Raw genomic sequence first — 26233 nt, forward strand, 5'->3', positions numbered from 1 at the left:
GGAAAATGAATGCACATCTTCAGGCGACGGGCTCCGCCTACTTCATCGCCAAGGAAACGGAGCTTGCGGAAACGCACACACTTTCCGTTCTGGTCGACAACGAGCCGGGCGTGCTCGCCCGCGTCATCGGCCTTTTCTCCGGCCGCGGCTACAATATCGAGAGCCTGACGGTCTCCGAGACGGAGCACGAGGCTCATCTCTCGCGCATCACCATCGTGACCCGCGGCACGCCGCACGTGCTCGAGCAGATCAAGAACCAGCTCGAACGTCTGGTGCCGGTGCACCGCGTCGTAGACCTCACGGTCCGCGCCGCCGGTCTGGGCCATGAGCGGCCGATCGAGCGTGAACTGGCGCTCGTCAAGGTACACGGCTCGGGCGAACATCGGGTGGAGGCGCTCAGGCTCGCCGATGCCTTCCGTGCCTCGGTCATCGACGCCAACATCGATCACTTCGTCTTCGAGATCACCGGCAAGCCTTCCAAGATCGAGCAGTTCATCGCCATCATGAAGCCGCTCGGGCTGATCGAAGTCTGCCGCACCGGCATCGCCGCGATGAACCGCGGGCCCCAGGGAATGTAAAGAAGCGAGGAAGATTGCGCGCCTTCGGCGCGCGCCCCTACCAACCCCTCCCCAGAGGTGGGAGGGGTTGTACCTGCAGCACCCTTACAAGCCCACTTCGCCCGTCTGGGTACCCTATGGCATCAAATCACCTCCAGCCGCGTCTTCCTTCGCGGCGGCGGGAAGTGGCGGTCGAGTTCGTCGAGATTTTCCGTCGTAAGGCGGATATCCATCGCGTCGCGGTTTTCGCGGGCGCGTTCGGGGGAACCGGTCTTCGGGATCGAAATCACCCCGGAACGCGTCTTCAAAAAGGCGAGTGCCACCTGGGCGGGCGTCGCCTGATGCGCCTTGGCGATGTGAATCAGATCGGCGTCATGCAGAAGGCGGCCTTCGTCGAGCGGTGAGTAGGCCATGACCGCCACGCCCCGATCGCGGCACCGGGGCAGCAGGTCGAATTCGATGCCGCGGCGGGCGAGATTGTAGAGCACCTGATTGGCCGCGACGTTGCCGCCGTCAGGAACGGCCGCCAGCTCCTCCATGTCGTCGACGTCGAAATTGGATACGCCCCAGGCGCGGATCTTGCCGGCCTTCTTCAGCTCTTCGAAGGCGGCGACAGTTTCGGCGAGCGGATAGCCCCCGCGCCAATGCAGAAGGTAAAGATCGACGCAGTCGATGCCGAGATTGCGCAGGCTGCGTTCGCAGGCGGCAACCGTACCCGCGCGGCTGGCGTTGGAGGGCAGCACCTTGCTGACGACGAATGCCTCGTCGCGCCGACCCCGGATCGCTTCTCCCACGATACGTTCGGCAGCGCCGTCGCCGTACATCTCTGCAGTGTCGATCAGCGTCATGCCGAGATCGAGCCCGGTCTGCAGGCTGCGGATCTCGTCGGCGGACTTCGCGCGGTTTTCGCCCATGCGCCATGTCCCCTGGCCGAGCGCGGGAACCTTGCGGCCGTCCGGAAAAACGATGGTCGGGATCGGATCGTGCATAGGGATTGTCCTGAGAGTTGCTCCAGTTCCGAGATTTAAGGCCGCGTGGGGGAAAGTCCACAAGCAAGTCGCAGCATTGCGGCCGTGACACGCCGCCGCGTGCGGTCGCGCCGATAGTCTTCTCTCGAAAGAAAATAAAATTGTGCCTTGTAAGAAACACAATGATGACCTACATAGCTCGGTATCGATATTGATCGACGATATTTGTTTCTGCGCCAAGGCGCATCGTCACGAAAATCCTGACAACATCGGTTTTGATACACCGTTTTTATGCGGTGGCGGTTTTCCATGGCTATTGAAAGGACATCGACGTGGCTTCTGGAACGGTAAAGTGGTTCAACAGCACCAAGGGCTTCGGTTTCATCCAGCCAGATGACGGCGCCGCTGACGTGTTCGTCCATATTTCGGCGGTTGAACGCGCCGGCCTGTCCACGCTGAAAGACGGGCAGAAGGTAAGCTTCGAGCTGACGCAGGATCGGCGCTCGGGCAAGACCTCGGCGGACAACCTTCGCGCTCTCTGAACGGATCGCGCGTTTGTGCCCTAACACGGCACTTCATGACATTATTATCTCCCCGCCCGTGACCACGGATGTACTGGCGCGGCGGGTTGAGATGATGAGGAAGGTCGGGCCTGTCCCGGCCTTTTTTATTGGCTGAAATTTGATGGAGGATCTCGCATGAAGGACGTCGGCAATCGTATTTTCAAGGCCGAGAAGAAGAACCCTGCGGATCGCGCGGATCAGGCCACAATTGCATCACGCGCCATTATCGAGCAGGAAGCTGCGGCGCGTGTGAAGAAGACCGCCCGGCTCAAACAGATGCGGCTGGAGAAAGAGGCCGAGGAGGCGGCAAATCCAGTTGCCGCCCCCGCAAAGAAGGGCAAGGCGCAGAAGCGAAAGTAGCCGGACTTTACGGCATATTTCCTGAATTCGGCGCTTGCCCTCCAACAGGGCGGCGGCAAGGGATGGCAAACGCTACTCGCGCATCCCGCGCGGCCGAGACTCCTACCTTTGTGCGGCAACGAGCATCATCATCGGCCGGTCGACCTCTTCCGCGAGGTCCGGATTGCGGGCGATCTCATCGGCGGTCGGGCTCCACTCCTGAACGCGGCGGATCGAAAAACCGGCTGAAATCAGAGTGTTCAATGTGGTGCCGAGCGTGCGGTGATACTTGACGACGCCTTTTGCAAGCCAGTCGGTGACACGCTTTCCTTCGGCCGAGTAGCGATCGAGCGGCCAGATGCGGCGGCCCTCGGCGTCCGTGGACCAGCCAGGGTTCGTCGGAGCCATGTAGACCGGATGTTCGATGGTGAAGACGAAATGCGATCCGGGCAGGAGACTGCTATGGATCGTTCGCACCAGCCGGTCGAAGTCTTCGATAGCCGGTGAAGAATTCGGGTTTGTCGTAAACGTTCTGTGCCATTTTCCATCTCCATGATGACGATGGACGGGCGCCTGAATTAGAAGAAAGCCCCGTCCGCTTTGAGCGAGGCTGAGGGGTTGCGCGTGCCTGCGCGTATAATAGACGCGCGGCGCTGTTGTCAGCGTGTGCGAAGCCCCTGCATCCCGCCTGTTGGGATGCCGGCGAACCGGGCGACAATGTGGGTGTCATGTTCACACATAGCGTGGCTATCCCATGGAAAAGGTTAGGGGTCAAGGCGGTGCAGCATCCCCGGCTTTCGGTTTGTCACCGTGACAAGATTTGGGTGGCGGTTGCATTTGGGTCAGCTAGCTTGACCCACCAGGGTCGCCGCCCGCGGGATTACGCGACGCGAATCCCAGGTTTGTAGCGGCGTTCTCGGCAGACCCGCGGCTTTGGAGGAACTCATGCAACTGGATACGCTTCTGGCGCTGTTCCTGTTTGCCTTAACGACATCGATCACGCCCGGACCGAACAACATGATGCTGTTCGCCTCGGGCGTGAACTTCGGTTTCGTGCGCACGATTCCGCATATGCTGGGGATCGGCATCGGCTTCTTCGTTCTTCTCATTGCCGTGGGGCTCGGTCTCGGCGCGCTGCTTCATTCCGTGCCGCTCCTCTATACGGCCCTGAAGTTCGCCGGAGGCGCCTATCTCGTCTGGATCGCCTGGAAGATCGGCACGTCTCGCTCGCTCGGCGAAGGAAAGGCGAATGCAGTGCCGATGACCTTCCTGCAGGCGGCTGCTTTCCAATGGGTCAATCCGAAGGCCTGGGTAATGGCGGTTTCGGCCATGGCCACCTATACGAGCAGCGACAGCTATCTCATGAGCGTGCTCGTCGTCGGCGTCGTCTTCGCACTCGTCAATGTGCCGAGCGTTTCGACCTGGGCGGGTTTCGGCTCGGCCCTCAGGCAATGGCTCTCGGAACCTGCGCGGCTCAAATGGTTCAACATCACCATGGCCGTCTTGCTCGTCGTCAGTCTTTGGCCGATGCTCAGATAGTCCGCCGACACGCGACGTTTTTAGGGTCACGCATTTAGATCAGTAGCCTTCGGTAGAGGAGCCAGGAATGTCCGAGCACCATCATGGGCATGGCGACGATCACGGCCATCACCACGACAACCATCTGACCGACATGGAAGCCCGGGTTAAGGCACTGGAGACGGTGCTGACGGAAAAGGGTTTGATCGATCCTGCGGCGATCGACGCGATCGTCGAGGCGTACGAGACGAAGGTGGGACCGCGAAACGGCGCGCGCGTCGTCGCCAAGGCCTGGAGCGACGTCGATTTTGCCGATTGGCTGAAACGCGACGCGACCGCGGCGATCGCCAGCCTCGGTTTCACCGGGCGCCAGGGCGAGCACATGCGTGCGGTGTTCAACACGCCCGAAACGCACAACCTCATCGTCTGTACGCTGTGCTCCTGCTATCCCTGGGCAGTGCTGGGGCTGCCGCCGGTGTGGTACAAGGCGCCGCCCTATCGTTCGCGCGCCGTTATCGATCCTCGCGGCGTGCTTGCCGAATTCGGGCTCGAGCTGTCGGCTGAAAAGAAGGTTCGCGTCTGGGATTCGACGGCCGAACTGCGCTACCTCGTCGTGCCGGAGCGGCCGGAAGGTACCGATGGCTTCGGTGAGGACGCCCTGGCAGAGCTCGTGACGCGCGATTCCATGATCGGCACCGGGCTAGCCCTATCGCCGGAGGTGGTACGATGAACGGCCCGCACGATCTCGGAGGTCAGCATGGCATGGGCCCGATCGCTCCGGAACGCAACGAGCCCACATTCCATGCAGAGTGGGAAAAGCGGGCGCTCGGCATCACGCTTTCCTGTGGCGCTTTCGGTGCCTGGACGCTGGACGAAAGCCGGCACGCGCGCGAAAGCCTGCCCCCGGCGACCTATCTTTCCGCGAGCTATTATGAAATCTGGACGCGGGCGCTGGAAACGCTTCTGAAGCGCCACGGCTTCGTGACGGAAGCCGAGCTCGACGCCGGCCATATGCTCGACAAGGGGCGGGAGCCGAAGCGGGTGCTCACAGCGGATATGGTGGCAGGCGTGCTCGCCAAGGGCGGGCCATGCGACCGGCCGGTCGAAATGCCGCCGCGTTTTGCCGCCGGCGAGAGAGTGCGTACGAAGAACTTCAATCCGGAGAGCCACACGCGCCTGCCGCGCTACGCCCGCGCCAGGACAGGCATGGTGGAGGCCGTGCAGGGCGGCTTCGTCTTCCCGGACGACAACGCCCACGGCAGGGGCGAGAACCCGCAATGGCTCTACACGGTGGTCTTCGACGCAGGCGAGATCTGGGGTGAGGGCGCGGACCCCACGCTTACCGTCTCTATCGATGCCTGGGAGAGCTATCTTGAACCCGCATAGATCGACGCCTGCTCCTGCCCGTTCCCCGCTTCTGGCTTCGGCGGAACTGCCAAAATCGCGCGAGGGCGATCCCGTCTTTGCCGAACCCTGGCAGGCGGTCGCCTTCGCCATGACCGTGCGGCTTCACGAGCAGGGTGTATTTTCGTGGAGCGAATGGGCCGAAGCGCTTTCGGCCGAGCTCTACAAGCCCGGCCGCAGGGCGGACGGCAGCGACTACTACGATTGCTGGGTTGCGGCGCTGAGCCGTCTGGTAACGGAACTCTCCCTCGCTTCCGGCCCCGAACTGGAGGCGCTGGTCGGCAGTTGGCAGCGCGCAGCGGAAGCGACGCCGCACGGAACGCCGATCGCGCTCGCGAATGATCCTCTGCGTTGAGGGATTGTCCGACGGCCGTTCAGGAGCTCTCCGAAGCCTCGAACTGGCGATAACATTCGTCGGCAACCTTCTGCAGCAAAGCGCGCGGCACCTCGCCCGTCACGGCGTAGCCGATTTCGCCGTCTATCCAGTAGAAGGTCTCGACATTCCCCTGGCTGGATATGCGGAAACTCGTTTCGCGGTTTTCCCGGTTGCGGCCGAGAAGGACCGTTAGCCGTTCCCCCGTCACGTCTTCATACATCAGCATTGCGCCTGCCGTATCGTTGACCGGCACGAGGCGCCCGCCGACGAGCGAGAATCCAAGCGAGGACAGATCGGGAATTTTCAGCCCATAATCGAGGCGTTTGCCGAGCCATGTGGCGAGATGCTCCCGCTCGCTGGCGCCGACCTCCACCGGGTGGCGGACTTCGCTGGCATAGATCAGAAATGCCGATTGTGCCTGCCGAGGGAGCGCCTCGGAGGCATCGGCGGACTCGGGCGGCGGAGCCACGAGGTCGGGCCCATAGGCTCCGGCGAGCGCGCCGGCGGCAAAAATCAGAAGCCCGGCGGCGAGACGTCGCAGCGTCGGCACCGCCGATGCCCATCCGGTACTCCGTGATTTTCGGCGGGCCGATATAAGCGAGCGATCTTCCTCGCCGCTGCGGGCATAAGAGGCGAAATGCTGCTTCAGCGCCGTCGCCTGCGCCTGCCATTGACGGACCTCTTCGGCCTTTGCCGGCTGCTTTTCCAGCCAGGCTTCGATGCGCTCGCGCTCCGGTTGCGCCAAGTGGCCATCCACATAGGCGTGAAGATCGTCATCGGAGACGGTTTCGAAGTCGGCGCTCATTTGGGTCTCCGCAGGGCGATCACGTTATCGTCCTTCATCGCTTCGGCGAGCTGGCGGCGGGCTCGCGAAAGGCGGGACATCACGGTCCCGACCGGAATTTCCATCATGTCTGCCACATCCTGGTAGCGGTATCCCTCGATGACGACGAGCATCAGAACGGCGCGATTGTCCGCGGAGAGCCGCTCGAGTGCGCGCAGCAGACGCTGCCGCTCCAGAGGATCCGCATTGTTTTCCTCCGCGCGAAGGCCGAGCGTCTCGTCAAGCTCCACTTCCGGGTGCTGAGCGCGGCGGCGTCGGCCGTTGCGATAAAGATTGGTCATGATCGTGAAGACCCAGGCGCGAAGGTTCACGCCTCGCCATTGCGCGCGTCTCGTAAGCACTTTTTCGACGCAGTCCTGCAGCAGATCTTCGCCATCCGTATCGGAACGCGCGAGGCTGCGCGAGTAACGCCTGAGCGCCGGAATCAGCGCCAGGACGTCCTCCTCGAACGGGTCGGCGGAGGAGATTTCCTCCCCCGCGCGTTTATTCAAGCCATCACGGCCGTGCGGCATCCCATACGCCCTTCACGCCGTCGCCGGTGACGTCACCCATTTTCTTGTCCTTCACCCAGAAATAAAGGGGCATGCCGTCCTTCGCCCATTGTTTGCTGCCGTCCTTTCGCTCCACGACCGAAAAGGCACCCTCGGCCGTTGCGTCGCCTTCCACCATGAAGGGCGGCCAATTCGTAGCGCAGGCATCATAGCAGGCAGAGACGCCCTTCTTGTCGTTTTTGAAAGTGTAGAGCGTCATGCCGTTTTCGGCGGCGAGCACCGGCCCTTTCTCCGACTCGACCGTTTTCACGGGCGGAGCGGCAAAGGCGGCGGCGGCCGTGCCAAGTGAGATGGCGATGGTCAACGCAAGCGTTCTCATGGGCGTTCCTTCCTTAGATGTCTTCGACGAGAACCGCGCTCGGGCGGGTTCGAGGATAAGACACGGAACGCTACGGATTTATTCCCTGCGCAAGTAACGATTGCGGCGCTGGTTTTATGCGCGGTCGGCGACGAAGCGGGCGAGGGCGGGGCCGATCATCGTGATGATGAGCAGACGGGCCGTCTGCAAGGCCATGACGAATGGCAGGTCGACGTCACTCGAGGCAGCGATGACGGCGATCGAATCGAGCCCGCCGGGACTGGTCGCGAGATAGGCGGTCAGCGGATCGGTGCCGGCGACCTTGACGAGCAACAGAGCGAGAAAGCCGGAAAAGGCAATCAGCACCAGGATGGAGACGATCGTCGGCATCAGAGCGCGCCGCGCATGCGCCAGAATTGCCCGCGTGAAGCCGAGGCCGATATTCCATCCGAGCATCGCGAAAGAGAGCGCCAGCAGCCATTGCGGCAGTTCGATCGTAAGCGTTCCGGTAATGTTGAGGGCCGAACCGATTGCAAAGGGCACGAGGAAGGCGCCGGCCGGCACACGCAGTATCTTGCCAAGGAAGCCGCCCGCGATTCCGACGGCGAGCGTCATGATGAAAGGCAGACCGGCAATCGGGGCAAACCAGTGAGGTGCCGTTTCGGCTTCGACGCCGCTCACCCAGAGATGGGACACGATGGTCGCCGTGCTGGCAACGAAGACGACGCGCAGATATTGCATGAAGGCGACGAGCCGGGCGTCCGCGCCATAGGCATCGGCCATCAGCAGCATGGTCGAGGCAGCGCCCGCCGACGAGCCCCAGATCGCGGTCGTGCCCGGCAGGATGCCCATCCGGGTGATCGTCCAGCCGCAGAGCGTGCTGACGCCGATCACCGAAAGAATGATGGCGAGAAAGAGGAGCCAATTGCCGGAAAAGGTCACGAGAAGATCGGGACTCATCGAAGCGGCGATCATCATCGCCAGCACGACCTGAACGCAAAAGAAGAGCTGTCGCGGCAGCCGGATCGTTCCGCCATTCATGCCGACGAGCGCACCGGCGATCATCGGCCCCATCAGCAGCCCCGCAGGAATTCCGATCATTTCGAGGAGGCCGGCGAAGACGGCGGAGAGCAGGGCCAGCAGGCACCACTGCCAAACGGCGGACAGACGTCCCAGTCCGCCGTTCCTGGGCAGCGTCGGGGTTGAGGGCTGTTCCGGCTTCAAGGTCATTCTCCGGCGGGCGGCGCGGCTTGCTGCACACTGTATGCAGCGCACCGTTGGTAGCAGGATCGGCCGCCCCAGTTCAAGGTGCAGTGCAAAAAACTGTGCCACAGCCGTTTTGCCGGAAGTCGGCCACAAAGTCGTGGATTGCTGACGTGATGGCCTCGCGCAGCAGCACCGCACGAGCTTCGTCGGCTGGCCGGCCAAATCCGCACTTGCGCCGGGCGGCCGAATCCTGACACTCAAGGTCATGCAGTTCGCTCCGCAACAGGATGAGGCCCTGAAGGCCGTTTCGCAATGGTTGAAGGGAGGCCGATCTCAGCTCTTCCGGCTGTTCGGCTATGCCGGCACCGGCAAGACGACGCTCGCCCGCCATTTTGCAGAAAATGTCGATGGCGAGGTGGTGTTCGCCGCCTTCACCGGCAAGGCTGCGCAGGTGCTGCGCTCCAAGGGGGCCACGAACGCCAAGACGATCCACTCGCTGATCTACCGACCGCGCGGCGAGGAGGAAGTGGAGGACGAGGAGACCGGCAAGACCTCGATTGCGCCGATGTTCGCGATCAACCGCCAGAGCCCGGTCGCGAAAGCGGCGCTGATCATCGTCGACGAATGCTCGATGGTAGACGAGGCGCTCGGCAAGGATCTGATGAGTTTCGGCACGCCGATCCTCGTTCTCGGCGATCCCGGACAATTGCCGCCGGTTTCCGGCGGCGGCTACTTCACCAATCACGAACCGGATTTTCTCCTGACGGATATCCATCGCCAGGCTAGGGACAACCCTATCATCCAGCTCGCCATGCAGGTGCGCGAGGGCAAGGAGATCATGCACGGCGACTACGGCACCGCCCAGGTCATCTCCAAGGGGCAGGTGACACAGCCCATGGTGCTGGAAGCCGATCAGGTATTGGTCGGGACCAACAGGACACGGCGGCGCTACAACCAGCGGCTTCGCGAACTGAAGGGCTTTACCAGCGAATATCCGCAGTCCGGCGACAAGCTCGTGTGCCTTCGCAACGATCCGGCCAAGGGGCTGCTCAACGGTTCGCTCTGGCAGGTGATGAGCTCGTCAAAGGAGACGGTCAAGCCGGGGATCAACCTGATGATCCGCCCGGAAGACGACGACATGGATCGCGGCGCTGCCAAGATCAAGCTCCTGAAGGCGGCTTTCGAGGACGTCGAGGGCGAAATCCCCTGGTCCACGCGCAAGCGTTACGACGAGTTCGATTACGGCTACGCGCTGACGGTGCACAAGGCCCAGGGCTCGCAATGGAACAACGTCGTGCTTTTCGACGAGAGCTGGGCTTTCCGCGATACGCGCGAACGCTGGCTTTACACGGCGATCACACGCGCCGCCGAGCGGTTGACGATAGTGCGGTAGGACTCTGGCCCATCAACCCTTCTGAATCGCGAGATGGGCTCCCAGTCCGATAAGGGTTGCGCCGCCGATGCGTTGAAAAAGGTGTTGCGCTCGGCCCGAACGCTTCAATCTCGATACGACGGCGCTTGCAAGTACGACGCAGAGGACGTCCGCTGACGAGAATACCAGGTTTACGACCGTTCCGAGGATGAGGAACTGAGCCCATACCGGAAGCGCGGCGGAGGCATCTACGAACTGCGGCAGAAACGCAATGAAAAATAATGCGGTCTTTGGGTTCAGAACTTCCACGACGACGCTCTCGGCAAATGCGCGACGGCCCGATTTCGGATCCGCCTCAGGTAGAGGAGCATGTTCCTGAGCTTTCCGGCAGAAGAGAGAAATGCCGAGCCAAATCAGATAGGCGGCGCCGGTCAATTTGACCGCCAGATAAAGTGTAGGCACGGCATGGAAAAGAATAGACAGCCCGCCGGCGGCGGCAGCGACGTGCACATAGCCGCCGATGTGAATGCCGAGGGTGGCCATCAGCCCGGACCATCGACCGCGCGCCATGGTCTGGGCCGCGGCATAGAGCATAGCCGGCCCCGGAATAAAAGCGAACAAAGCGGTGGTGATGAAGAAGGTAATTAGCGATCCCGCCGATGGCATGTTTGTTCCTCTTGCGGCTGCCGACAGTCCGACTACTATAGCGAAAGTGAATCCGCGTCTACAATGAAGAGCTGCAGGGAGGGGTTGCTGGCGTTGACCGCTCGTGCCAGCTAGTAAGTCGGTGCGATCTGCAATTGTGGCAGCGGCCTCGGGGCGGTCTTCGTCAAGTCAGGCCCTTCATCGCTCCATTTCTGTCCCTCGTTGATAAGCTCCTGAAGAAGCTGCGCCGCCAATTCACGCTCCGCCTTGCTTCCAAACCGATAGGAGGGTGGCGTCGACGCGGGATCGCGAGCGAATGCATAGGCGGTTTCGTAATCCGGAATCCTCGGTTGATAGGCGTCGCTCGCGGCAATATCGATCGTGTAGCGCTGGAGTGCCGAGGCGAGATTGCGCCAGCGGATCCAGTAATGGTTCTCGAAGGAGAACCGGGCGAATGCCTCGCCGGCGGCCGTGCCTTTTTTCGAGACGGTCGCGAGGACCTCTTTCGACATGGCGAGGTTCAGGCCACCTTCCTGTGGGCTCAACGAGACATGGACGATGCGTTCGCGATGCCCGGGCGCGCGCGACTGGAGGAGGTCGCGCCAGTTCTGCATGGTCGCGACGATCGCGAAGACGAAGGCGCAGAGTTCGTGGACTGCCGACTTGCGTGCAATCGGCTGATAGTGCCGCTGCCACCCTTGCCGGTTGTTCTCCGGCAGAAAGACCTCCGGCCGCGAGCCGGTATCGGAGGTTCCCGGATAAACGAGATTGATGGCGAAGGTGGGCCATCGGGGCAGCGCCCGGTCGAAGAGGTGAATCGGGAAGTTGCTGCTGATGCCGCCGTCCGAGAACCAGCAGATCCGGAACGCGGCGGGCCTGGCCCTGCGCTTCTTGCCGCCGGTGGTCAGCGCTTCCGTGCTGTCCAATACGGTCTTCTGTTCGTCCTCGTCCGAAGTCGTATCTTCAGCTTCGTTTTCTCCGTCCGACGGGCTTTCGCGGCGGGCCGGCTCATGCAGCGGCACGGCGCTGATCAGGAGGGGGAAGCTGAGGCTCATGCGCGTTGCGACGAGCACCGGCATGTCGGCGCCATGCGGTAGCAGATAGTAATCCTCACCCGCCACGGTGACCGGCTCCCCAGCCTTCTCTACCATCCAGTCGACGACGACCTTGGGAAAAAGCGCATCGAACTCCGTGCGCCGGAACCAGAAAAGCGCGCTTTCGAACGGCAGGCTGCGCGGTTCCTGGTGCGATATGCCGGTCGTGATCATCTTCAGGGTGACGGCCCGGTCGGAGCCCGGTTCGCCGGGGTAGCGCTCCGCCGTCCAAAGATCGCCGAAGGTGAGGGGCTGGTCCGAAGCCTTGCCGGACAGTGCCTGCAGGGTTTCGTGGAGCCAATCGGTCAAGACCATCTTTCCTGGGCGGGCGGGCTGATCCGGTGCCGTGCCGGTACAGAGGCCCATCAGATTGCGGCGCAGGACACGAGCGATGCGCAATACCGAGAACACCGCCCCTCCCAGATAGGCGCAGACCGCAGCCGGTAGAGCCGCCGCCATCATGCCGGTTTGCCCCCCGACAGCATAGGCAAGACCCGTGAGGGCCGCGAGCAGAAGCAGCGTTTCGACGGGTGCGATGAGCACGGCGCTTCCAAGAAGCGCAAGGCCTTTGCGAAGAACGCCGGCGTTGCCGGCGAGTATGACGAGCAAACGGAATGCCTGACCTGCGCCGGCCGCAGGCTGGAGGAGGCCGTTGATGAAGCCGGGAGAGGCGAGGTTCGACGATGCCTTCGCAAGGCCTTCGAAACCGACGTGCTCCTCTGGTTGAGCGATCGCCGCCTTCATCTGCTTCCGCCGATCTCCGACCGCGGCCGCCGCACAAGCCGCAGCTGCGATCGCCCCGGCCGACGTGCCGCCGATATTCTTGAACCGGTAGTCCCGCGCAAGCGCCAGAGCGGCATTCGGGTAGACGATACCGCTGGTGATGCCGCCCTTCATGACGAGATCGCAGTATTTCGCGGGAGTGCGTGCCATCGATCGTCTCCTGATGCAGATCTGACGAAAAATCATCCTCCAGGCGCCGGGTGCCTGCGCCGCCTTTCTTTCAAGGTTGCGCTCAAACCGTGCGGCAATCCAGTAGCGCCTGCGGTTACGGCGTGGGTTGCAGCACAAGAAGGCGCGTCTTAACGCTCATCGAAGGGGAAAGGTTGCCCGGCTGCACGTTTTGCAACTGCCCGCCGATTGACATTGCCCCAACGGGCAATCAGCCTTCCCCGAGTCGGTCCCGACACCGCGTGCAGTCAGGGGTGATATTTTCCGCACTCAGGTCGGGATCACGTCGGAAAAATGCGAGACAGACAGGTCGCCCTCAGGCAGCGCCGCGTATCTGAGCGGACCTGGCAGGCGAATGCGGGAGTGGTGCATGCTGCGCGAGAGCCGGACCAACACACCACGAGGAGCAGCCGAGCGTGGGAAGCGCCCGGGCGGCTCTTCCGTGCGTGGCGGCGAGCGGCGTATCGTCACGGCGCTTTGCTATGATCTGGTCGGGTCGACCGATCTGATGCACGTGATGGATATCGAGGACTATCAGGAACTGATGTCCGCCTTTCAGCTTGCTTCCAAACAAGCGATCGCATCGCATTCCGGCGTGATGCAGCACGAGGCCGGCGACGGCGGTGTTGCGCTCTTCCCGATCGAACTCGAGGCGAAGGACGCCGCCTCGCTCGCAATCCGCGCTGGGCTCGGGATCGTAGAGGCCTGCAAGCGCGTCGGCCGCGAGGCGGGGCAGGACGATCTGCAGGTCCGCGTGGGCATCGCCACGTCGGTAGCCCTCGTTCGCGAAGGATCCCGCGAAGGCTGGACTCGGGAACCGGTCACAGGCGCGGCGCTTGCCATGGCTGCCCGGCTGCAGGCCATCACGGCCCCGAACAGCGTTCTGGTCTGCGAGGAGACACGTCACCTTGCCGGCAGATCCCATGCCTTCGTGTTTCAGGGCAGCAAGGAGCTCAAGGGCTTTGCGGCGCCTGAGAAGGTGTGGCGCGCGCTCGGTCATAAATTGGGAGTGGACCGCTTCTATGCTTTCGGACGGATGGGCGGGCCGCTTATCAACCGTGAGAACGAACTGCATACTATCGGGCAACTTTGGGATGGCGTTCTTGCGGGACAAGGCTCCGTGGTCCTGATCCAAGGGGACGCCGGCATCGGCAAATCGCGTCTTCTCAGGGAAATTCGCAGGCGGACGCGCGCCAAGCGTTCCAAGCTTCTCTTCTTCCAGTGCCTGCCCGGCGGTTTCCGCTCGACACTTCATCCCCTCTTGAACAATCTCCCCGAGGCGGCGTCGGGGAGTGGAGGGCAGATGGGTCCGACGACCGCCGCGGTGGCGGCGCTGTTCGAACGCAACGGTATCAGGGACGCGGAGGTCGTCGATGTCTTCTCCTACCTGCTCGGGGCGCAGGGCAGCCGTCTGCAGTCGAACGAAGATCCGAAGGCGATCCGCGAGAAGGCTCATCGCGCCATGCTCCGTGCATTGGAAGCCGTGTGCCGACGCGGGCCGGTGGTGGTGGCTGTCGAGGACGTCCACTGGATCGATCCGACATCGCGTGACCTGCTTGGCGAAGCTGCGAGGATCATTGCAAAATTCCCCGTCTTGCTCGTTACGACGTCGCGTCCTTCCTATGCTTCGGAATGGCTCGACGCCGCCAACCCGACGCGGCTTGCGTTGCGGCCACTCGATTCGGATGAAACCAGGCTGGCGATAAAGGCAAAATGGCCGGAGCACCGCCTGGCGCTGCTTCCCGATCTCTTCGACGCGACCGAACGGATATCCGGTGGCGTTCCGCTCTTCATCGAGGAGATCTGTCAATGGGTGTCCCAAAATGTCGAGCCCGACACGATGCGCCTGTCGGAGAGCGCCAACCCGTCGCATGTGTCGGCGTTCGAGTCGATATTGGAATCCCGCCTGCAGCAGCTCGGCACGGCCAGGGAGGTCGCGCGCGCGGCGGCAGTCGCCGGCACGCAGGTGACGTTGCCGCTGCTTCGGGCTCTGTTACCCGATTTCGGCAAGAGCGCGCTTGCGAACGCAGCCGATACTCTCTGCGAGACGGGATTCCTGACGCGGATAAGGGTGCCGGGGCGCACCGCCTACGGCTTCCGGCATACGCTGATCCAGGAGACGATCTACAATGCCGTGCTGCGCAAGCAGCGGCAGGTGCTGCATCGGCGGCTCTTCACAGCGGTCAACCAAAATCGTGGCATGGCGGCCTGGATCGATACCGGCGCGCTTGCCGAGCATGCGGAAAGGGCGGGGCTTGTCGAAGAGGCCGTCCCCTTGTTTATCGCCGCGGGGAAGGAGAGTTCGAGCCGGTCCGCAATGATAGAGGCGAGGCAATTTCTGGAACATGCCCTGGCTCTTTGCGGCCAATTGAGCGAGAGCGACACAGCCGAACCTCTGAAGCTTTCGGCGTTTACTGCCCTCGGCCCGGTCGTGGCCGGTCTAGTGGGACTTAACTCGCCGCCGGCACGGCGGTTATACGAGGAGGGCGTGGAAATTGCCCGCCGTCGCCCCTTGTCGGAACAGTCGAAGTGGTTTCCGATCTATTGGGGGTGGTGGTTCACCGGATCCGATTTTCGGGTGATGCACGACCGAGCCCTGGAGGTGCGGTCGATGCTGTCAAAGGCCAACGAACCGGAAATCCAGCTCCAGGTCAACCACTGCATTTGGGCGATCGATTTCAATCTCGGCCGGCATCGGGAAACGCAGGAGGCGATCAAGGCCGGCCTGGCGCTCTATGACGAGAAGCGCGCCAAAGAGAGCCGAACGGAATTCGGCGGGCATGATGCGAAGGTTTGTGGCCTCGGCCAACTCGCGCTCTCCCTATGGCTCACGGGGCGCACGAAAGCCTCGGACGCGGCGCTATCGAGAATGATCGCTTTCACGGACCGGATAGCGCATGCGCACAGCAAGGCACACTCCCTGGATACCGAAGCGGTGTCTGCTTTTTACCGGGACGATTTCGAAAGGCTCGTCGAGGTTTCGGCACGAATGGCGGATTTCGCAAAGCGGCACAAAATGCAGTCCCTGTCCGGCCTGTCGATTCTCTTCAGCGGGTGGGCCGAGGCGCACCGCACGAGCCTTGCGAGTGGCCATGCCACCTTTCAAAATGGCCTGGCGCTTCTGCGCGAACTTGGGACGGTGGCGGATCTGCCAATCTATCTCTGCATGCACGCTACCTTGCTGGGTCTCGCCGGCAAGATCGAGCCGGCGATCGACGTCGTTAACGAAGCGATCGGCAGGGGGGAGGAAACCGGCCATGCCTATTGGCTGGCGGAGTTGCACCGATGCCGCGCCATTCTCCGGGCGCGGGCAGGCGAGCGTAAGGATGCCGTCGCCACAGACCTGCGGTGCGCCGTTGAAATCGCGGAAAGCCAAGGGGCGACGGCGCTCATCAGGCGAGCGAGGCATTCGATGCGGGAGCTCGGCATTGCCATTGGGCGCTGAACGAAATGGTGCGAAGTCGAACGAGGGCGCACGCGGCCCCCTCGCTGATCTCTATGCCTCGTTCGTGTCCGCGCGGAAGGCGCCCTTTTCGGATGATCTGGTCGAGGGGAGCCTGGAGCGCTGTCTCGCTGCCCTGCCGCCACTCTGCCGCCGCGCGCGCATCACCCGCCTCGGCGATCTGACGGGGCTCGACCGCATCGGCCTGCCGGTGATGCAGGCTGTCCGCCCCGCCGCGCTTTCAGAGGTCACGTCCCTCGGGCGGGGCCTGTCGAGGGCGGAGGCGGCAGTCGGCGCGCTGATGGAATCGCTCGAGCGTTATTTCGCCGAGACCATTCCGGCGGAACGGACCTTTCTGGCGACGGCCGACCAACTCGACGTTGCCGACGACCTTTTTGACAACCTCGTGGTTCCGCGGTGGCGCGGGAAATGGCGGCAAAGGACAATTGCCTGGATCGACGGTATCGATGTCGTCGGCGGCTCTGCGCACCCGGTGCCGCTGGAACTTGTGCATACGTGCTACAGCGAACCGCAGCCGGCCCATGACGGCGTCTTTCTGCGGACGACCACAGGGCTTGCCTGCCATACGAGCCCCCATGGCGCTTTCCTGCACGGATTATGGGAATGCCTTGAACGGGACGCCATCGCACGCGCATTCGCAACGCACGGCTTCTTCGACCGGTGGCGCATTGCGCCCCACGGACTCGGTGACGGGGTGGATCATATCCGATCGCTCGCGGGCGCTCGCGGGATATCGTTTGCACTGTGGCTCGCTCCGTCGCCGGCGGCTGTTGCCGTCGTCTGGTGTCAGGCGGTCGAGGCCGGGCTCGGGGAACCCATCCTTGCGTTGCCGACGGAAGGCTACGCCGCCGGGCCCAGCATCGAAATGGCGGCGGCCCGCGCAATGCTGGAGGCGCTCTCGGCAAGGGCAGGGGCGATCTCCGGCGCCCGTGACGACCAGACGAGGGAACATTACCGCAGGAGCACCGATGGCGCGGTGGCGAAGGCCCGCGAGCTCGTCCTCGCCGATTTGGCGGCCAAGCCGGCAGAGCCGACGCCCGCGGCGACTCCGGATCCCGGTACATTGATAGACCGGGTGGTCGAAGCCGGTCTTGGACCTGTGCTGGCCATTCCCGTGGGTGCCGACGAGCAGGCGGGCGTTCATTGCGTGCGAACGGTTCTTCCCGGCGCCTCTCCCTTTTTCGTCCTGCGATGAGTGTGCGATGGCTGGCCGAGGCGACAATCCGATCCTGGTGTTTCTCGGTCCGACGCTGCGTCTTGCCGAGGCGGAAAAAATCCTCGACGCGATTTATCTGCAGCCGGCCGCCCAGGGGGATGTCCTGCTTGCGGCACATGCCTTTCGACCGCGGGCCATGATTCTGATCGACGGGCAGTTCGAAGACAGACCGGCTGTCCGGCACAAGGAAATTCTCTGGGCGATGGCGCAAGGGATCGTCGTTATCGGCGCCGCCAGCATGGGCGCGCTCAGAGCCGCGGAGCTTGACGCTTTCGGCATGATCGGGGTCGGTCTCGTCTACAGGTGGTATCGACGCTTCGGACTTGGTCCACTTTCCAACCCTGCGCCCGACGATGCGGTCGCGGTACATTCGGGCCCGCGGGAACTCGGCTTTCCGCCTTTGACGGATGCACTTGTCGACCTGCAGCGAACCTTCTCCGCGTGGTGGCGCCTGGGTGTCGTCAGCCGTTCGGAACGCGACCGCCTTACAACGTTTGCGCGAAACTTGAACTTCCGGGAGCGCTCGCTTTCCGCGGTCTTGCAGGCCGCGGGCTGTGCTCAGGAGAGAAGCAAGGAACTGCGGGAGCAGATGATCGGACAGAAGAGGCACGACGCGATCCTTGCACTACAGCAAGCACCAAGCCTTCTGGAGCAGCATCGCGGCCCGCAGCAAGATGGCGAATGGATCGCGACGAACACCTTCCTCCGCGACCTGGAAGCAGGCGGCATTGACTCGAATTTGGTGAACACCTATAAATTGAAACCATAATTTAGGCATTTTCATCCGGGGGGCAGTGTGCGATGCGTCTGCTTCGAGACGAAGCCCTCGAGTCCGGCGATTCCCGTCTGGGCACGCGGTTCTGGATTTTCCCTCAGCCACCCTTCATTCCGGGCTATGAAAAACCGGACCGCGTCTGGCTGCCCATACCGAGGGATGAGATCGCCGAAGGGCCGAGCGACGCGACGATGTATGTCGTCGATCCGCTCGACGACAAGGAACCCTACGGCTTCGACCGGCTGCCGCCGTTTCACGGCGCCGCTCGCGCGCCGGTGGGACCGGGTCCGGATCGCCATTTCGACAACCTGTCTCCCGACTCCCGGGCGTTCCTGCCTGTGCATGCCTATGCCTGTGTGCACTTCGTTCTCAACATCTGGCAGAGCTATCTGGGCAGACCGGTCCGCTGGTTCTTCGATCAGACCTTTCCGCGGCTGGAGATCGTTGCCTTCGTGAATTGGGACAATGCCCAGGCAGGCTACGGCTTCCTGGAGCTTGGCTGTTCCGACATCGACGGAATAAGGCGGCCCTATGCGCTCAATTTCGACACCATCGCTCACGAGACCGGACATCTCATCCTCCTTTCGGAAACCGGCATACCGACGGCTATGTCGCGCGGAGACGACTTCTTCTCCTTTTCCGAGGCCTTTTCAGACCTTGTGTCGCTGATCTCGTTCCTGCACTTCGATTCCGCGATCGACAGGCTGCTCAGGCGGACGAAAGGGAACCTCCTGCTCTATAACGAGCTCAACCGCTTCGCCGAGACGAGTCCGGAAACCCAGATCCGTCTCGCCACGAATTTTCGCCGCATGTCAGAGGTCACGCGCGAGGTGCATGACCGCGCACTGCCTTTCGTGGGCGCAATTTTCGACTCGATCGTCGAGCTCTATCATCGCGAGCTTGTGGCACGCGACTGTGCCGACATACGGCTGCTCGATATCGACCTCCGGCATCTGGAGCAGGATGATTTCGACCGGTTCCGTCAGGCAACGGCAGAGGCTTTCCGGATCAAGCCGATGATCTTCGGACTTGCGCTGCGCTCGGCCCGCGACGCGGTTGGACAGGCGCTTGCAGCCTCGCTGCGGTCGGTCAATCCGGACACCTTGCGGCTGGATCAGGCCGCGGCCGCTGTCGTCGCGGCTGCCGATGGAACGGCCGCCGGAGTTCTGGAGGCGAATTTTGCATGGCGTGAAATCATCAGCTCGAGATAGGGGACAGAAAAGGAGAGGAAGATGAGCAATTGCAGCAGCCATCCCGGGGTGGGCAAAGAGCCGGACGGCCTGTCCAAACCAATCTACGATACCTACAATCCGAGCGAAGTACGCCTCTACGGGCGACCGGCAACGCGAGAAGAAATATTCAAGATCACGGACGAGCAGATCCGCCAAAGAATCAAGTCGTCGCTACGCGAAACGTCGCTTCGGGACGAAGACCTGAATACGCTGGTGAGAATAGTAAAGGAGGCGGCGATCGGAACGGTCGACAACGACGTTCTCGCCGGTATCTTAAAGCAGCAGATCGTCCTGGCCATTTTCGATGATGAGCTGAAGTTCAGTCAGCTTCCGGTCAGCGTCAACATACCGGCGAAGAATTTCGAAAAGGGCGGCGAACGATACATCAAGAGCATCGGCGTGATATACGGCTATGCCTATGAGGGGCATTGCTACAAGTTGCCGAAGCCGCAGATCATGTATCTGCCGGAAGAGCCGCGGGAGATCCTCGGCGGGGATTGCGGATGCGACTGCGGATATGTTCCCGAACTCGGCTACGCCGTATGGCAGATCGACAAGCTCGAGCGCGTCATTGCGCTGGACGTTCGCTCCGACGACGTGAAAACCCTGGTGCTCGACGAGAACATGCCCGGCAGCCGGTCGCCCATGGCCTATGCGCAGACGATGGCGCTGGCTCCGCAACGGCATCGCGACTGAGCATCCTTGGCCGAGCGGCGGCGCTGCCTATTGGAGGCTGCCGTCGCCGCTTCTGTCGGCTGATTTGAAGTCGGCCATGACCCTGTTGAGGAACTCGGTTCGGCTGAGCTTCCCGTCGCGATTGGCGTCGGTCGCGGCAAATTGCTGCGCGTTCAGAACCTGCGCCACTTCTTCCGAGCGCAGGCTTCCATCCTTGTTCCTGTCCAGGTTCGCGAAGGCCGAGGTCATGAAGGCCTGGTATTCCGGCCGGTCGACGGCGCCGTTCCCGTCACGGTCGAGACGATTCATCTGACCCTGGTTCATGGCCACCGGCTGATCCTGCGCCGCTGCTGCAATCACCTGGCAAAGCGCGAACGCCGCCACGAGGACTGGTCTCTTCATCACCCCGTTCCTTTGGGTCAGGTGCAGGTCAGGGCGCTGCCCGCCGCGCTGCCGAGTACGGCACCGCCGCCCACGGCCCAGAGTTGTCCGGTTCCCGATCCGATGGTCGCGCCGGCCAGACCACCGACGACCGCGCCACCGACGGTGCCTGCGATGCAGCCGAACTCACCGGTCCGCCCCCCGGTCATCGAGGCGGTTTGGCAGCCGGACAAGGCGAAGCAGGCTGCGAGAGCGAGAGCGATCGTGCAGTTCTTCATTTCTTCCTCCAAGCATTTCGCCCGTATCAAGTACAGATCGTAGGAGGCGCCATCGAGTGGCGTCGAATGGAAAAGGGCTTCCGAATAGCTGCCTTTCGGCAGAACACGCGGTCCATCCAGAAAGACGTGCGGACTAACGGCAAATACTACCGCTGCCTATGCGTGAAAACAACTCTCGGGCCAGTTGACCACCGATCACCAATGGCAACACATGATGTCGGCCGTGATTATGAGCTGGTCATATTCCGCTCAGGGGCGCCCCACCGGATGACGAACGATCTCTGAAGAGTTCAGTGACCGTTGATCTTGTGCGGACTGCTGACCGAGAGGATGAAGAAGGGCTCATCGCCCTTGAGCGGCTTTAGTTTCTGCTGACAGTTCCACGCCTCCTGAAAGCTTTCGCGCGTCAGCAGCTTGCGGTACTGCGCGGTCGCCGACATGCATCGCATCAGCGTGCTTTGCAGGCCTTCCAGTGCGGCATGGGCATAGATTTCGCCGTCCAGGGCAAAAAGCTGTGCCGCAAGCGAGGTGCTTTCGTAGAGAATGTCGGCCTCGCTATCGAGCCGGTCCGCGGTAATAAAGTCCTGGCGCAGGGGGATGCCTTCGCCGTCGTGGGAAAGCGTGACCCGGATGCCGGCCGCAGGCGCATCGTACCAGATGAGCGCGATGGAGAATGCAAGCGCCTGATTGCCCGAAACCGACGCGCCGCCTCCGTCGGACGCGGTTGCCTGCCCAAGCGTTCCGTGACGAAGCGCTGCCTCGCGCAACTGCGCGGCAAACCGTCCGGTGCTCTTGTGCTGCGGGCCGGTCACGCTGATGCTGACAGAGGGAAGGCCCCTGACGGCGGCCATAGGACCATTGACGAGCTTGGCCTCGGCATCGATCTCGAGCGACATTTCCGACGCCGGCAGAGGAACGAAAAGGAGAAGCGGCAGCACCGTGAGCACGGCCCAGGGAGAGGAGAAAGGGGCGGGCTGCCAGGGCGGCCTGCGCCCGGGCTGCCGGCTGCGGGCGCCCGCGGTATCGTGACCTGAAGACACAGGGACACTGGACGACCGCCGGCGATACTCCGGCACATAGGTCCCCTTGGGCATGGCGATCTGCCATTCTTCGTCTGCGCCGTCCGTTTCGTAAAAGGCCTTGAGCAGCTTCCGTAACTTGCCGGCATGGACGCGTACAAGCGGATCGCTGTCCGCATCGAACGTCTGGCTGCGTCCGAAAACATCGATGGCAATCGAATAGCCCTTCAACTGGGCGCCTTCACCGAGGATCTCCTTTTCCACTACATAGGCGAGAAACGCGCGCAGCCGCTCGGAGCGTTGAAAGCCCTTGCTGTCGAGAATCCGCGCGAGCGCTCGCCGGATCGTCTCATTGCATGGCCTTTCGGCTGGCGTCATCGATGGCTCCAAGAAAAGATGCGGCTCAATGCCGGAAAATTGTTTTAGAACATAAGCAACCTTAGCCTGATTCGAAACTTAGGCCCAAAGATGGTGGTTGTCAGGCCGCGCGTCAAAAAGTCCGCGTTCGGGCTCCGCAGCAGAAATGCGTGGATTGGCGGGCGCGCAAGGCCGTCGCCTGCACGGGTCCTCTATGGACGGGCAGGCGACGGCCCCTAAAACGGCGCGATCACTCGCCGCTGCTATATTCGAGTTTCGGGTACCAGTCGGCACCTCGTCCCTCTGGCGTGGTGTCGAGCAGGGTCCATAACGGGTCGGGATCGGGTGCGCCGCGCGGATCCTGACCCGGATCGGCCATCTCGCCGCTGATCTCCGCACTCCAGAAGTGCCGGATCTTTCCGTCTCTCCGCGTGAAGACGGTATAGCCCGGAACGTCCTCATCCTCGGCACTGACATAGTCTCGGGTGAAGACGCCGTCGCTATCGGAGTAAACCTTCAATTGCGTCCAGCCGCGGGCCTTCTTTGCGGCGAGCAGTCTCTCCACGGGCGAACGGGCGACCATGGCGAGTGCCACGCGCTGCTCGATATCGGGCACCTTGCCCTCCCAGCCGGCCATCAGGGAGGTGCACATAGGGCAGGGCCTTTCGCGCTGCGGCCCGAACATATAGCTGTAGATGATGAGGGTATCCTTGTCGCCGAAGACACCCGCTCGATGTGGCGCCTCAATTCGATCTCCTCGGCGAGAAGCGCGTTACGCGCCCGGCGGTAGTCGGGACTTTCGTTGGGAAAGCGGGCGCGGTTGCGCGCTGCGAGTTCCGTAGCGGTGGTCTGCATCGTCATGATCACTCTCCTCCGGTTACTGCGGCATCTATCAATCATCGGCGGTAACGTTGATATCAACCTATCTGATCGCTGTCAAAGAGGCGTCCTGTGATGGGGCGGGCAAAGAGCGATTTCGGTTTCCTGAAAACTGCGGTAGAACAGCAGCGTAGCCATCATTCGGCCCCTCGTTCAATTGGGGCGTTTCGTCTGAAAGTTCCGATATGCCTGCAAAGCTCTCCGTAAATCTCAACGCCATTGCCATGCTGCGCAACCGGCGCGATCTCCCCTGGCCGTCTGTGACCGGCCTCGGCCGCACCGCCTTGCAGGCGGGAGCGAGCGGACTGACCGTCCACCCGCGCCCGGACCAGCGGCATATCCGCTTTTCCGATCTCCAGCCGATCCGCGACCTGATCGACGACGAGTTTCCGGCTGCGGAATTCAACATGGAGGGCTTTCCGAACGAGGCTTTCCTCGAACTGGTCGAGCGGCACGAACCCGAGCAGGTGACATTGGTGCCGGACGATCCGGCACAGGCAACCTCTGATCATGGCTGGGATTTTCGCAAGAGCCATAACCTGCTCGGCAACGTCGTCGGGCGGCTGAAGAAGAGAGGTTTCCGCGTCTCGCTGTTTGCCGACGGCGTTCCCGACCCGGAGGCGCTGAAGCTTGCCAAGGAGACCGGGGCCGACCGTATAGAGCTCTATACCGGACCCTATGGCGGCTGTTACGACGATCCGGAAAAGGCGGAGCGGATCGCGATCGAGTTGGGCCGCACCGCGGAGATCGCGATCGGCCTTGGTCTGGCCGTCAATGCCGGCCACGACCTGACCGTCGCCAACCTGCCGTTGCTCGTCAAACACATTCCCGAACTCGCCGAGGTTTCGATCGGACATGGGCTGACGGCCGATGCGCTCGAATACGGAATGGCCGAGACCGTACGACGCTTCCGCCGCGCCTGTGGCGAGACGGCTTAGGGCGACGGATTAGTAGCTCGGCGCGCCTCTTGTTGCGTGTCGCTTTGACGAGGGATTTTCGCGCTTACCTCTTTTGATGTGAAGCTGCGCGCGCCGACTGCGGGCAGCTGAGGCAAAAAAAAGCGGCGGATCAACGCAATTGAGTTCAGTTCGGGCTTCACTTGTATTATAGAGGTCACACTACAGCGTTATCGATCAAGTTATTTCGAATAAATTTATTGCAGGTGCTCGAGGATTGCTCAGATGGAGTACCGAAAGGATATTGACGGGCTGCGAGCGATCGCGGTCCTGCCGGTAGTTTTGTATCATGCCGGCATTCCGGGTTTTTCCGGCGGGTTCGTGGGCGTCGATATCTTTTTCGTGATATCGGGGTTTCTGATCACGGGAATACTCCATAAGGATCTTGCCGAAGGTCGCTTTTCGCTTGCTACGTTTTACGAGCGGCGTGCCCGCCGAATATTGCCGGCGCTTTTCGTCGTCGTGGCGACGTGCCTTGCTGCCGGTGTGCTTCTCCTTCTGCCGGACATGCTGGTCGGCCTTGCGCGTTCGGCACTGGCGACGATGATGTTCGCCTCGAACGTCTGGTTCTGGTTCTCCACTTCCGACTACTTCGCTCCGAGTGCGGATCTGGAACCCCTGCTTCATACCTGGTCGCTGGCCGTCGAAGAGCAGTTCTACATCGTCCTGCCGCTGCTCCTCTGGTGGCTCTACGGGAGGCCGCGCAGGGCCGTTCTCGGTGCGCTTGTCGGTCTCTGTATCTTCTCCTTCCTGCTTTCCGTCTGGGCGACGGGTCCCTATCCGCAGGAGAGTTTCTATTTTGCTCCGACACGGGCCTGGGAACTTGGGCTCGGTGTGCTGCTGGCGCTCGGCGTGTTTCCGGCCTGCCGGAACGCGTATCTGGTCGAGGCGATCGCGCTGTCGGGGATCGCGGCAATCTTCATCGCCGTCGCGCTCTATAGCGCCGCGACGCCATTTCCAGGCATTGCCGCCGCGCTGCCATGCTTCGGAGCCCTGGCGTTGCTCTGGTCGGGCGAGCAACGGCAGACGGCCGTAGCGCGCATTCTGTCCAGTCCGGTGCCGGTGGCGATCGGCCTCGTCTCCTATTCGCTCTACCTTTGGCACTGGCCGATCATCGTTTATTTTCGTTTGACCCTCGGTACGCTGGACCTTCCTTACGCGCAGGCTTCGCTTGCGATAGGCCTTTCCTTCGCCTGTGCCTTCGCGAGCTGGCGTCTGGTCGAAAGGCCCTTCCGTCGTCGGCCGCCGATTGGAATTTCGCGGCAACGCATTTTCGCCTCCGCGCTCGCCGGCGCTGCCGTCCTCTCGGTCGTTTCAGCAGTCGTAGACCTGCGGGAGGGTTTTCCGGAACGCCTTCCGCAGGATGTCCGACTTGCCTATGCTGGCAGTCGCGATATCGACGCGCGCCGCGGGCGGTGTGACGGCAAGCTGCCTAAGGACGGACTGTGCCGCATCGAAGGCGAAGCAAGTTCGCCCTCGGATCGGAGGAACGACGTGCTCCTATGGGGTGACTCCCATGCAGGGGCACTTCTGTCGGGCCTCGATTTCCTGATGGACGGCCGGAAACGAGGCGGCGCGGTCGCCTTCAAGGGCGCATGCCCGCCGATCCTCGGCGTGCAGCGGGTGGATCAGAAACACAGCGGGGATTGCGTCGCCTTCAACGCGGCCATCATGGCGATGCTGGAACAAAGCGATGATTTTCCGATCGTCGTCCTCAGCGCACGTTGGCCGCTCGCAGCGAACGGTAAACGATATCCCGGCGAGACGGGACGCCCCGCAATCCTCGACCGTCTGGATTTCGAGGAGGCGAGCCACGGCACCGCCGGAAACTACGCGATTTTCAAGAGCGAGTTTTTGAGGACGGTTCGGGAGATCCGCGACACCGGGCGGCGCGTCGTCATCGTGGATGGGATACCGGAGATCGGCTGGTCCGTTCCGCACGCGTTGGGGCTGCACCGCCTCATCGACGCCCACCTGCCGCCTCCGCCAACGCGGCAGGCGGTAGATGCACGCAGTGCGAAGGCCAATTCGGTCCTGGCCATTGCCGACGAGGACCCGGGCGTACAGCGCGTCAGTGCAGTGCCGCTCCTCTGTAATCCGGTCTGCGCTGTCGAGAAGAACGGCATTCCCCTGTATTCCGACGACGACCACCTTAGCGTTTACGGTGCGATGACCATCGTGCCGAGGATGTTCAAGGATCTGATGCCGAGCGACACCAATCGCCGGCTCAGGCCCGGCTAGTCGTATCGCCGGAAAGCCGCGCGCTCCAGCTCTCTCTACCAGGACGATCTTGCGCGCCAAACTCCGTCCATGCAA

At 62.4% G+C, this 26233-nt stretch carries 25 protein-coding genes and 2 pseudogenes; 15 read left to right on the top strand and 12 right to left on the bottom strand.

Features of this window, described 5'->3' with window-relative positions:
• Positions 1 to 5: 5 nt before the first annotated feature.
• Entirely contained in the window at positions 6 to 578 is a 573-nt protein-coding gene (gene ilvN / locus CN933_RS02445) for an acetolactate synthase small subunit (protein ID WP_018095393.1), read from the top strand.
• A 122-nt stretch (positions 579 to 700) separates the two neighbouring features.
• Here ilvN and CN933_RS02450 read toward each other — a convergent pair whose 3' ends face one another.
• Complete coding sequence (locus tag CN933_RS02450) at positions 701 to 1546, bottom strand: aldo/keto reductase (RefSeq protein WP_018095392.1); 846 nt, start codon at positions 1544 to 1546, stop codon at positions 701 to 703.
• Positions 1547 to 1857: 311 nt separating this feature from the next.
• Here CN933_RS02450 and CN933_RS02455 point away from each other — a divergent pair, with 311 nt between their 5' ends.
• Together CN933_RS02455 and CN933_RS02460 are read left to right on the top strand one after the other, a co-directional pair.
• On the top strand, positions 1858 to 2067 hold the full coding sequence (locus CN933_RS02455) for a cold-shock protein (protein WP_003533862.1): 210 nt from the start codon (positions 1858 to 1860) through the stop codon (positions 2065 to 2067).
• Between the two features lie 156 nt (positions 2068 to 2223).
• Entirely contained in the window at positions 2224 to 2448 is a 225-nt protein-coding gene (locus CN933_RS02460) for a hypothetical protein (RefSeq protein WP_003533858.1), read from the top strand.
• A 102-nt stretch (positions 2449 to 2550) separates the two neighbouring features.
• Here CN933_RS02460 and CN933_RS02465 read toward each other — a convergent pair.
• Positions 2551 to 2925: pseudogene (locus tag CN933_RS02465) on the bottom strand (SAM-dependent methyltransferase); the annotation flags it as partial.
• Between the two features lie 447 nt (positions 2926 to 3372).
• Here CN933_RS02465 and CN933_RS02470 point away from each other — a divergent pair.
• The 4 genes from CN933_RS02470 to CN933_RS02485 all read left to right on the top strand — a co-directional run bounded on the left by CN933_RS02470 (position 3373) and on the right by CN933_RS02485 (position 5704).
• Entirely contained in the window at positions 3373 to 3966 is a 594-nt protein-coding gene (locus tag CN933_RS02470; RefSeq protein WP_018095390.1) for a LysE family translocator, read from the top strand.
• Between the two features lie 67 nt (positions 3967 to 4033).
• Positions 4034 to 4675 (top strand): nitrile hydratase subunit alpha, encoded by a 642-nt coding sequence (gene nthA, locus CN933_RS02475; RefSeq protein ID WP_018095389.1) that lies wholly within the window; start codon positions 4034 to 4036, stop codon positions 4673 to 4675.
• The gene (gene nthB, locus CN933_RS02480) at positions 4672 to 5331 is read left to right on the top strand and encodes a nitrile hydratase subunit beta (protein ID WP_018095388.1); all 660 of its coding nucleotides are present in this window, start codon (positions 4672 to 4674) and stop codon (positions 5329 to 5331) included. The genes nthA and nthB overlap by 4 nt, the downstream gene beginning before the upstream one ends.
• Positions 5318 to 5704, top strand: coding sequence for a nitrile hydratase accessory protein (locus CN933_RS02485; protein WP_018095387.1), 387 nt, complete (start codon positions 5318 to 5320; stop codon positions 5702 to 5704). Before nthB ends, CN933_RS02485 begins: the two co-directional genes overlap by 14 nt.
• A gap of 19 nt (positions 5705 to 5723) precedes the next feature.
• Here CN933_RS02485 and CN933_RS02490 read toward each other — a convergent pair whose 3' ends face one another.
• From CN933_RS02490 to CN933_RS02505, 4 genes are all read right to left on the bottom strand, one after another.
• Entirely contained in the window at positions 5724 to 6530 is an 807-nt protein-coding gene (locus CN933_RS02490) for an anti-sigma factor family protein (RefSeq protein WP_018095386.1), read from the bottom strand.
• Positions 6527 to 7081, bottom strand: coding sequence for an RNA polymerase sigma factor (locus tag CN933_RS02495; RefSeq protein WP_018095385.1), 555 nt, complete (start codon positions 7079 to 7081; stop codon positions 6527 to 6529). The genes CN933_RS02490 and CN933_RS02495 overlap by 4 nt, the downstream gene beginning before the upstream one ends.
• On the bottom strand, positions 7065 to 7439 hold the full coding sequence (locus CN933_RS02500; protein WP_018095384.1) for a COG4315 family predicted lipoprotein: 375 nt from the start codon (positions 7437 to 7439) through the stop codon (positions 7065 to 7067). Before CN933_RS02500 ends, CN933_RS02495 begins: the two co-directional genes overlap by 17 nt.
• Positions 7440 to 7553: 114 nt before the next feature.
• Positions 7554 to 8642 carry an AbrB family protein gene (locus CN933_RS02505; RefSeq protein ID WP_018095383.1) on the bottom strand — a complete coding sequence of 363 codons (1089 nt, stop codon included), beginning with the start codon at positions 8640 to 8642 and terminating at the stop codon, positions 7554 to 7556.
• A 247-nt stretch (positions 8643 to 8889) separates the two neighbouring features.
• On the opposite strand from CN933_RS02505, the gene CN933_RS02510 reads away from it, so the two are divergent.
• Entirely contained in the window at positions 8890 to 10017 is a 1128-nt protein-coding gene (locus CN933_RS02510; protein WP_018095382.1) for an ATP-dependent DNA helicase, read from the top strand.
• 12 nt (positions 10018 to 10029) lie between these two features.
• Here CN933_RS02510 and CN933_RS02515 read toward each other — a convergent pair whose 3' ends face one another.
• Both CN933_RS02515 and suhR read right to left on the bottom strand, forming a co-directional pair.
• Complete coding sequence (locus tag CN933_RS02515; RefSeq protein ID WP_018095381.1) at positions 10030 to 10662, bottom strand: LysE family translocator; 633 nt, start codon at positions 10660 to 10662, stop codon at positions 10030 to 10032.
• 110 nt (positions 10663 to 10772) lie between these two features.
• Positions 10773 to 12668: an RpoH suppressor SuhR gene (gene suhR, locus CN933_RS02520; RefSeq protein ID WP_018095380.1), complete on the bottom strand. Its 1896-nt coding sequence runs from the start codon at positions 12666 to 12668 to the stop codon at positions 10773 to 10775.
• A 388-nt stretch (positions 12669 to 13056) separates the two neighbouring features.
• Between suhR and CN933_RS02525 the strand changes: the two genes are divergently transcribed.
• The 5 genes from CN933_RS02525 to CN933_RS02545 are packed head-to-tail and all read left to right on the top strand — an operon-like array spanning position 13057 to position 20068.
• The gene (locus CN933_RS02525) at positions 13057 to 16131 is read left to right on the top strand and encodes an ATP-binding protein (protein ID WP_018095379.1); all 3075 of its coding nucleotides are present in this window, start codon (positions 13057 to 13059) and stop codon (positions 16129 to 16131) included.
• Positions 16115 to 17344, top strand: a complete 1230-nt coding sequence (locus tag CN933_RS02530; protein ID WP_080636484.1) for a YcaO-like family protein — start codon at positions 16115 to 16117, stop codon at positions 17342 to 17344. Before CN933_RS02525 ends, CN933_RS02530 begins: the two co-directional genes overlap by 17 nt.
• Positions 17345 to 17351: 7 nt before the next feature.
• Positions 17352 to 18134, top strand: a complete 783-nt coding sequence (locus CN933_RS02535; protein ID WP_018095377.1) for a TfuA-like protein — start codon at positions 17352 to 17354, stop codon at positions 18132 to 18134.
• A gap of 32 nt (positions 18135 to 18166) precedes the next feature.
• Positions 18167 to 19351, top strand: a complete 1185-nt coding sequence (locus CN933_RS02540; RefSeq protein ID WP_018095376.1) for a gluzincin family metallopeptidase — start codon at positions 18167 to 18169, stop codon at positions 19349 to 19351.
• 21 nt (positions 19352 to 19372) lie between these two features.
• On the top strand, positions 19373 to 20068 hold the full coding sequence (locus CN933_RS02545) for a hypothetical protein (RefSeq protein ID WP_018095375.1): 696 nt from the start codon (positions 19373 to 19375) through the stop codon (positions 20066 to 20068).
• Between the two features lie 27 nt (positions 20069 to 20095).
• On the opposite strand, the gene CN933_RS02550 is transcribed toward CN933_RS02545, so the two are convergent.
• From CN933_RS02550 to CN933_RS02565, 4 genes and pseudogenes are all read right to left on the bottom strand, one after another.
• Complete coding sequence (locus tag CN933_RS02550) at positions 20096 to 20449, bottom strand: EF-hand domain-containing protein (protein ID WP_018095374.1); 354 nt, start codon at positions 20447 to 20449, stop codon at positions 20096 to 20098.
• Between the two features lie 17 nt (positions 20450 to 20466).
• Positions 20467 to 20706, bottom strand: a complete 240-nt coding sequence (locus tag CN933_RS02555) for a glycine zipper 2TM domain-containing protein (RefSeq protein ID WP_018095373.1) — start codon at positions 20704 to 20706, stop codon at positions 20467 to 20469.
• A gap of 290 nt (positions 20707 to 20996) precedes the next feature.
• The gene (locus CN933_RS02560; RefSeq protein WP_102761214.1) at positions 20997 to 22103 is read right to left on the bottom strand and encodes a hypothetical protein; all 1107 of its coding nucleotides are present in this window, start codon (positions 22101 to 22103) and stop codon (positions 20997 to 20999) included.
• A 229-nt stretch (positions 22104 to 22332) separates the two neighbouring features.
• A pseudogene (locus CN933_RS02565) lies at positions 22333 to 22943 on the bottom strand (DUF899 family protein).
• Positions 22944 to 23146: 203 nt separating this feature from the next.
• Between CN933_RS02565 and CN933_RS02570 the strand changes: the two are divergent.
• Positions 23147 to 23899 carry a pyridoxine 5'-phosphate synthase gene (locus CN933_RS02570; RefSeq protein ID WP_018095371.1) on the top strand — a complete coding sequence of 251 codons (753 nt, stop codon included), beginning with the start codon at positions 23147 to 23149 and terminating at the stop codon, positions 23897 to 23899.
• Positions 23900 to 24142: 243 nt separating this feature from the next.
• On the top strand, positions 24143 to 26158 hold the full coding sequence (locus CN933_RS02575; RefSeq protein ID WP_018095370.1) for an acyltransferase family protein: 2016 nt from the start codon (positions 24143 to 24145) through the stop codon (positions 26156 to 26158).
• The last annotated feature ends 75 nt before the right edge of the window (positions 26159 to 26233 follow it).

The sequence above is a fragment of the Sinorhizobium sp. M4_45 genome (assembly GCF_002885915.1).
In the GTDB taxonomy this organism is placed as follows: domain Bacteria; phylum Pseudomonadota; class Alphaproteobacteria; order Rhizobiales; family Rhizobiaceae; genus Sinorhizobium; species Sinorhizobium meliloti_A.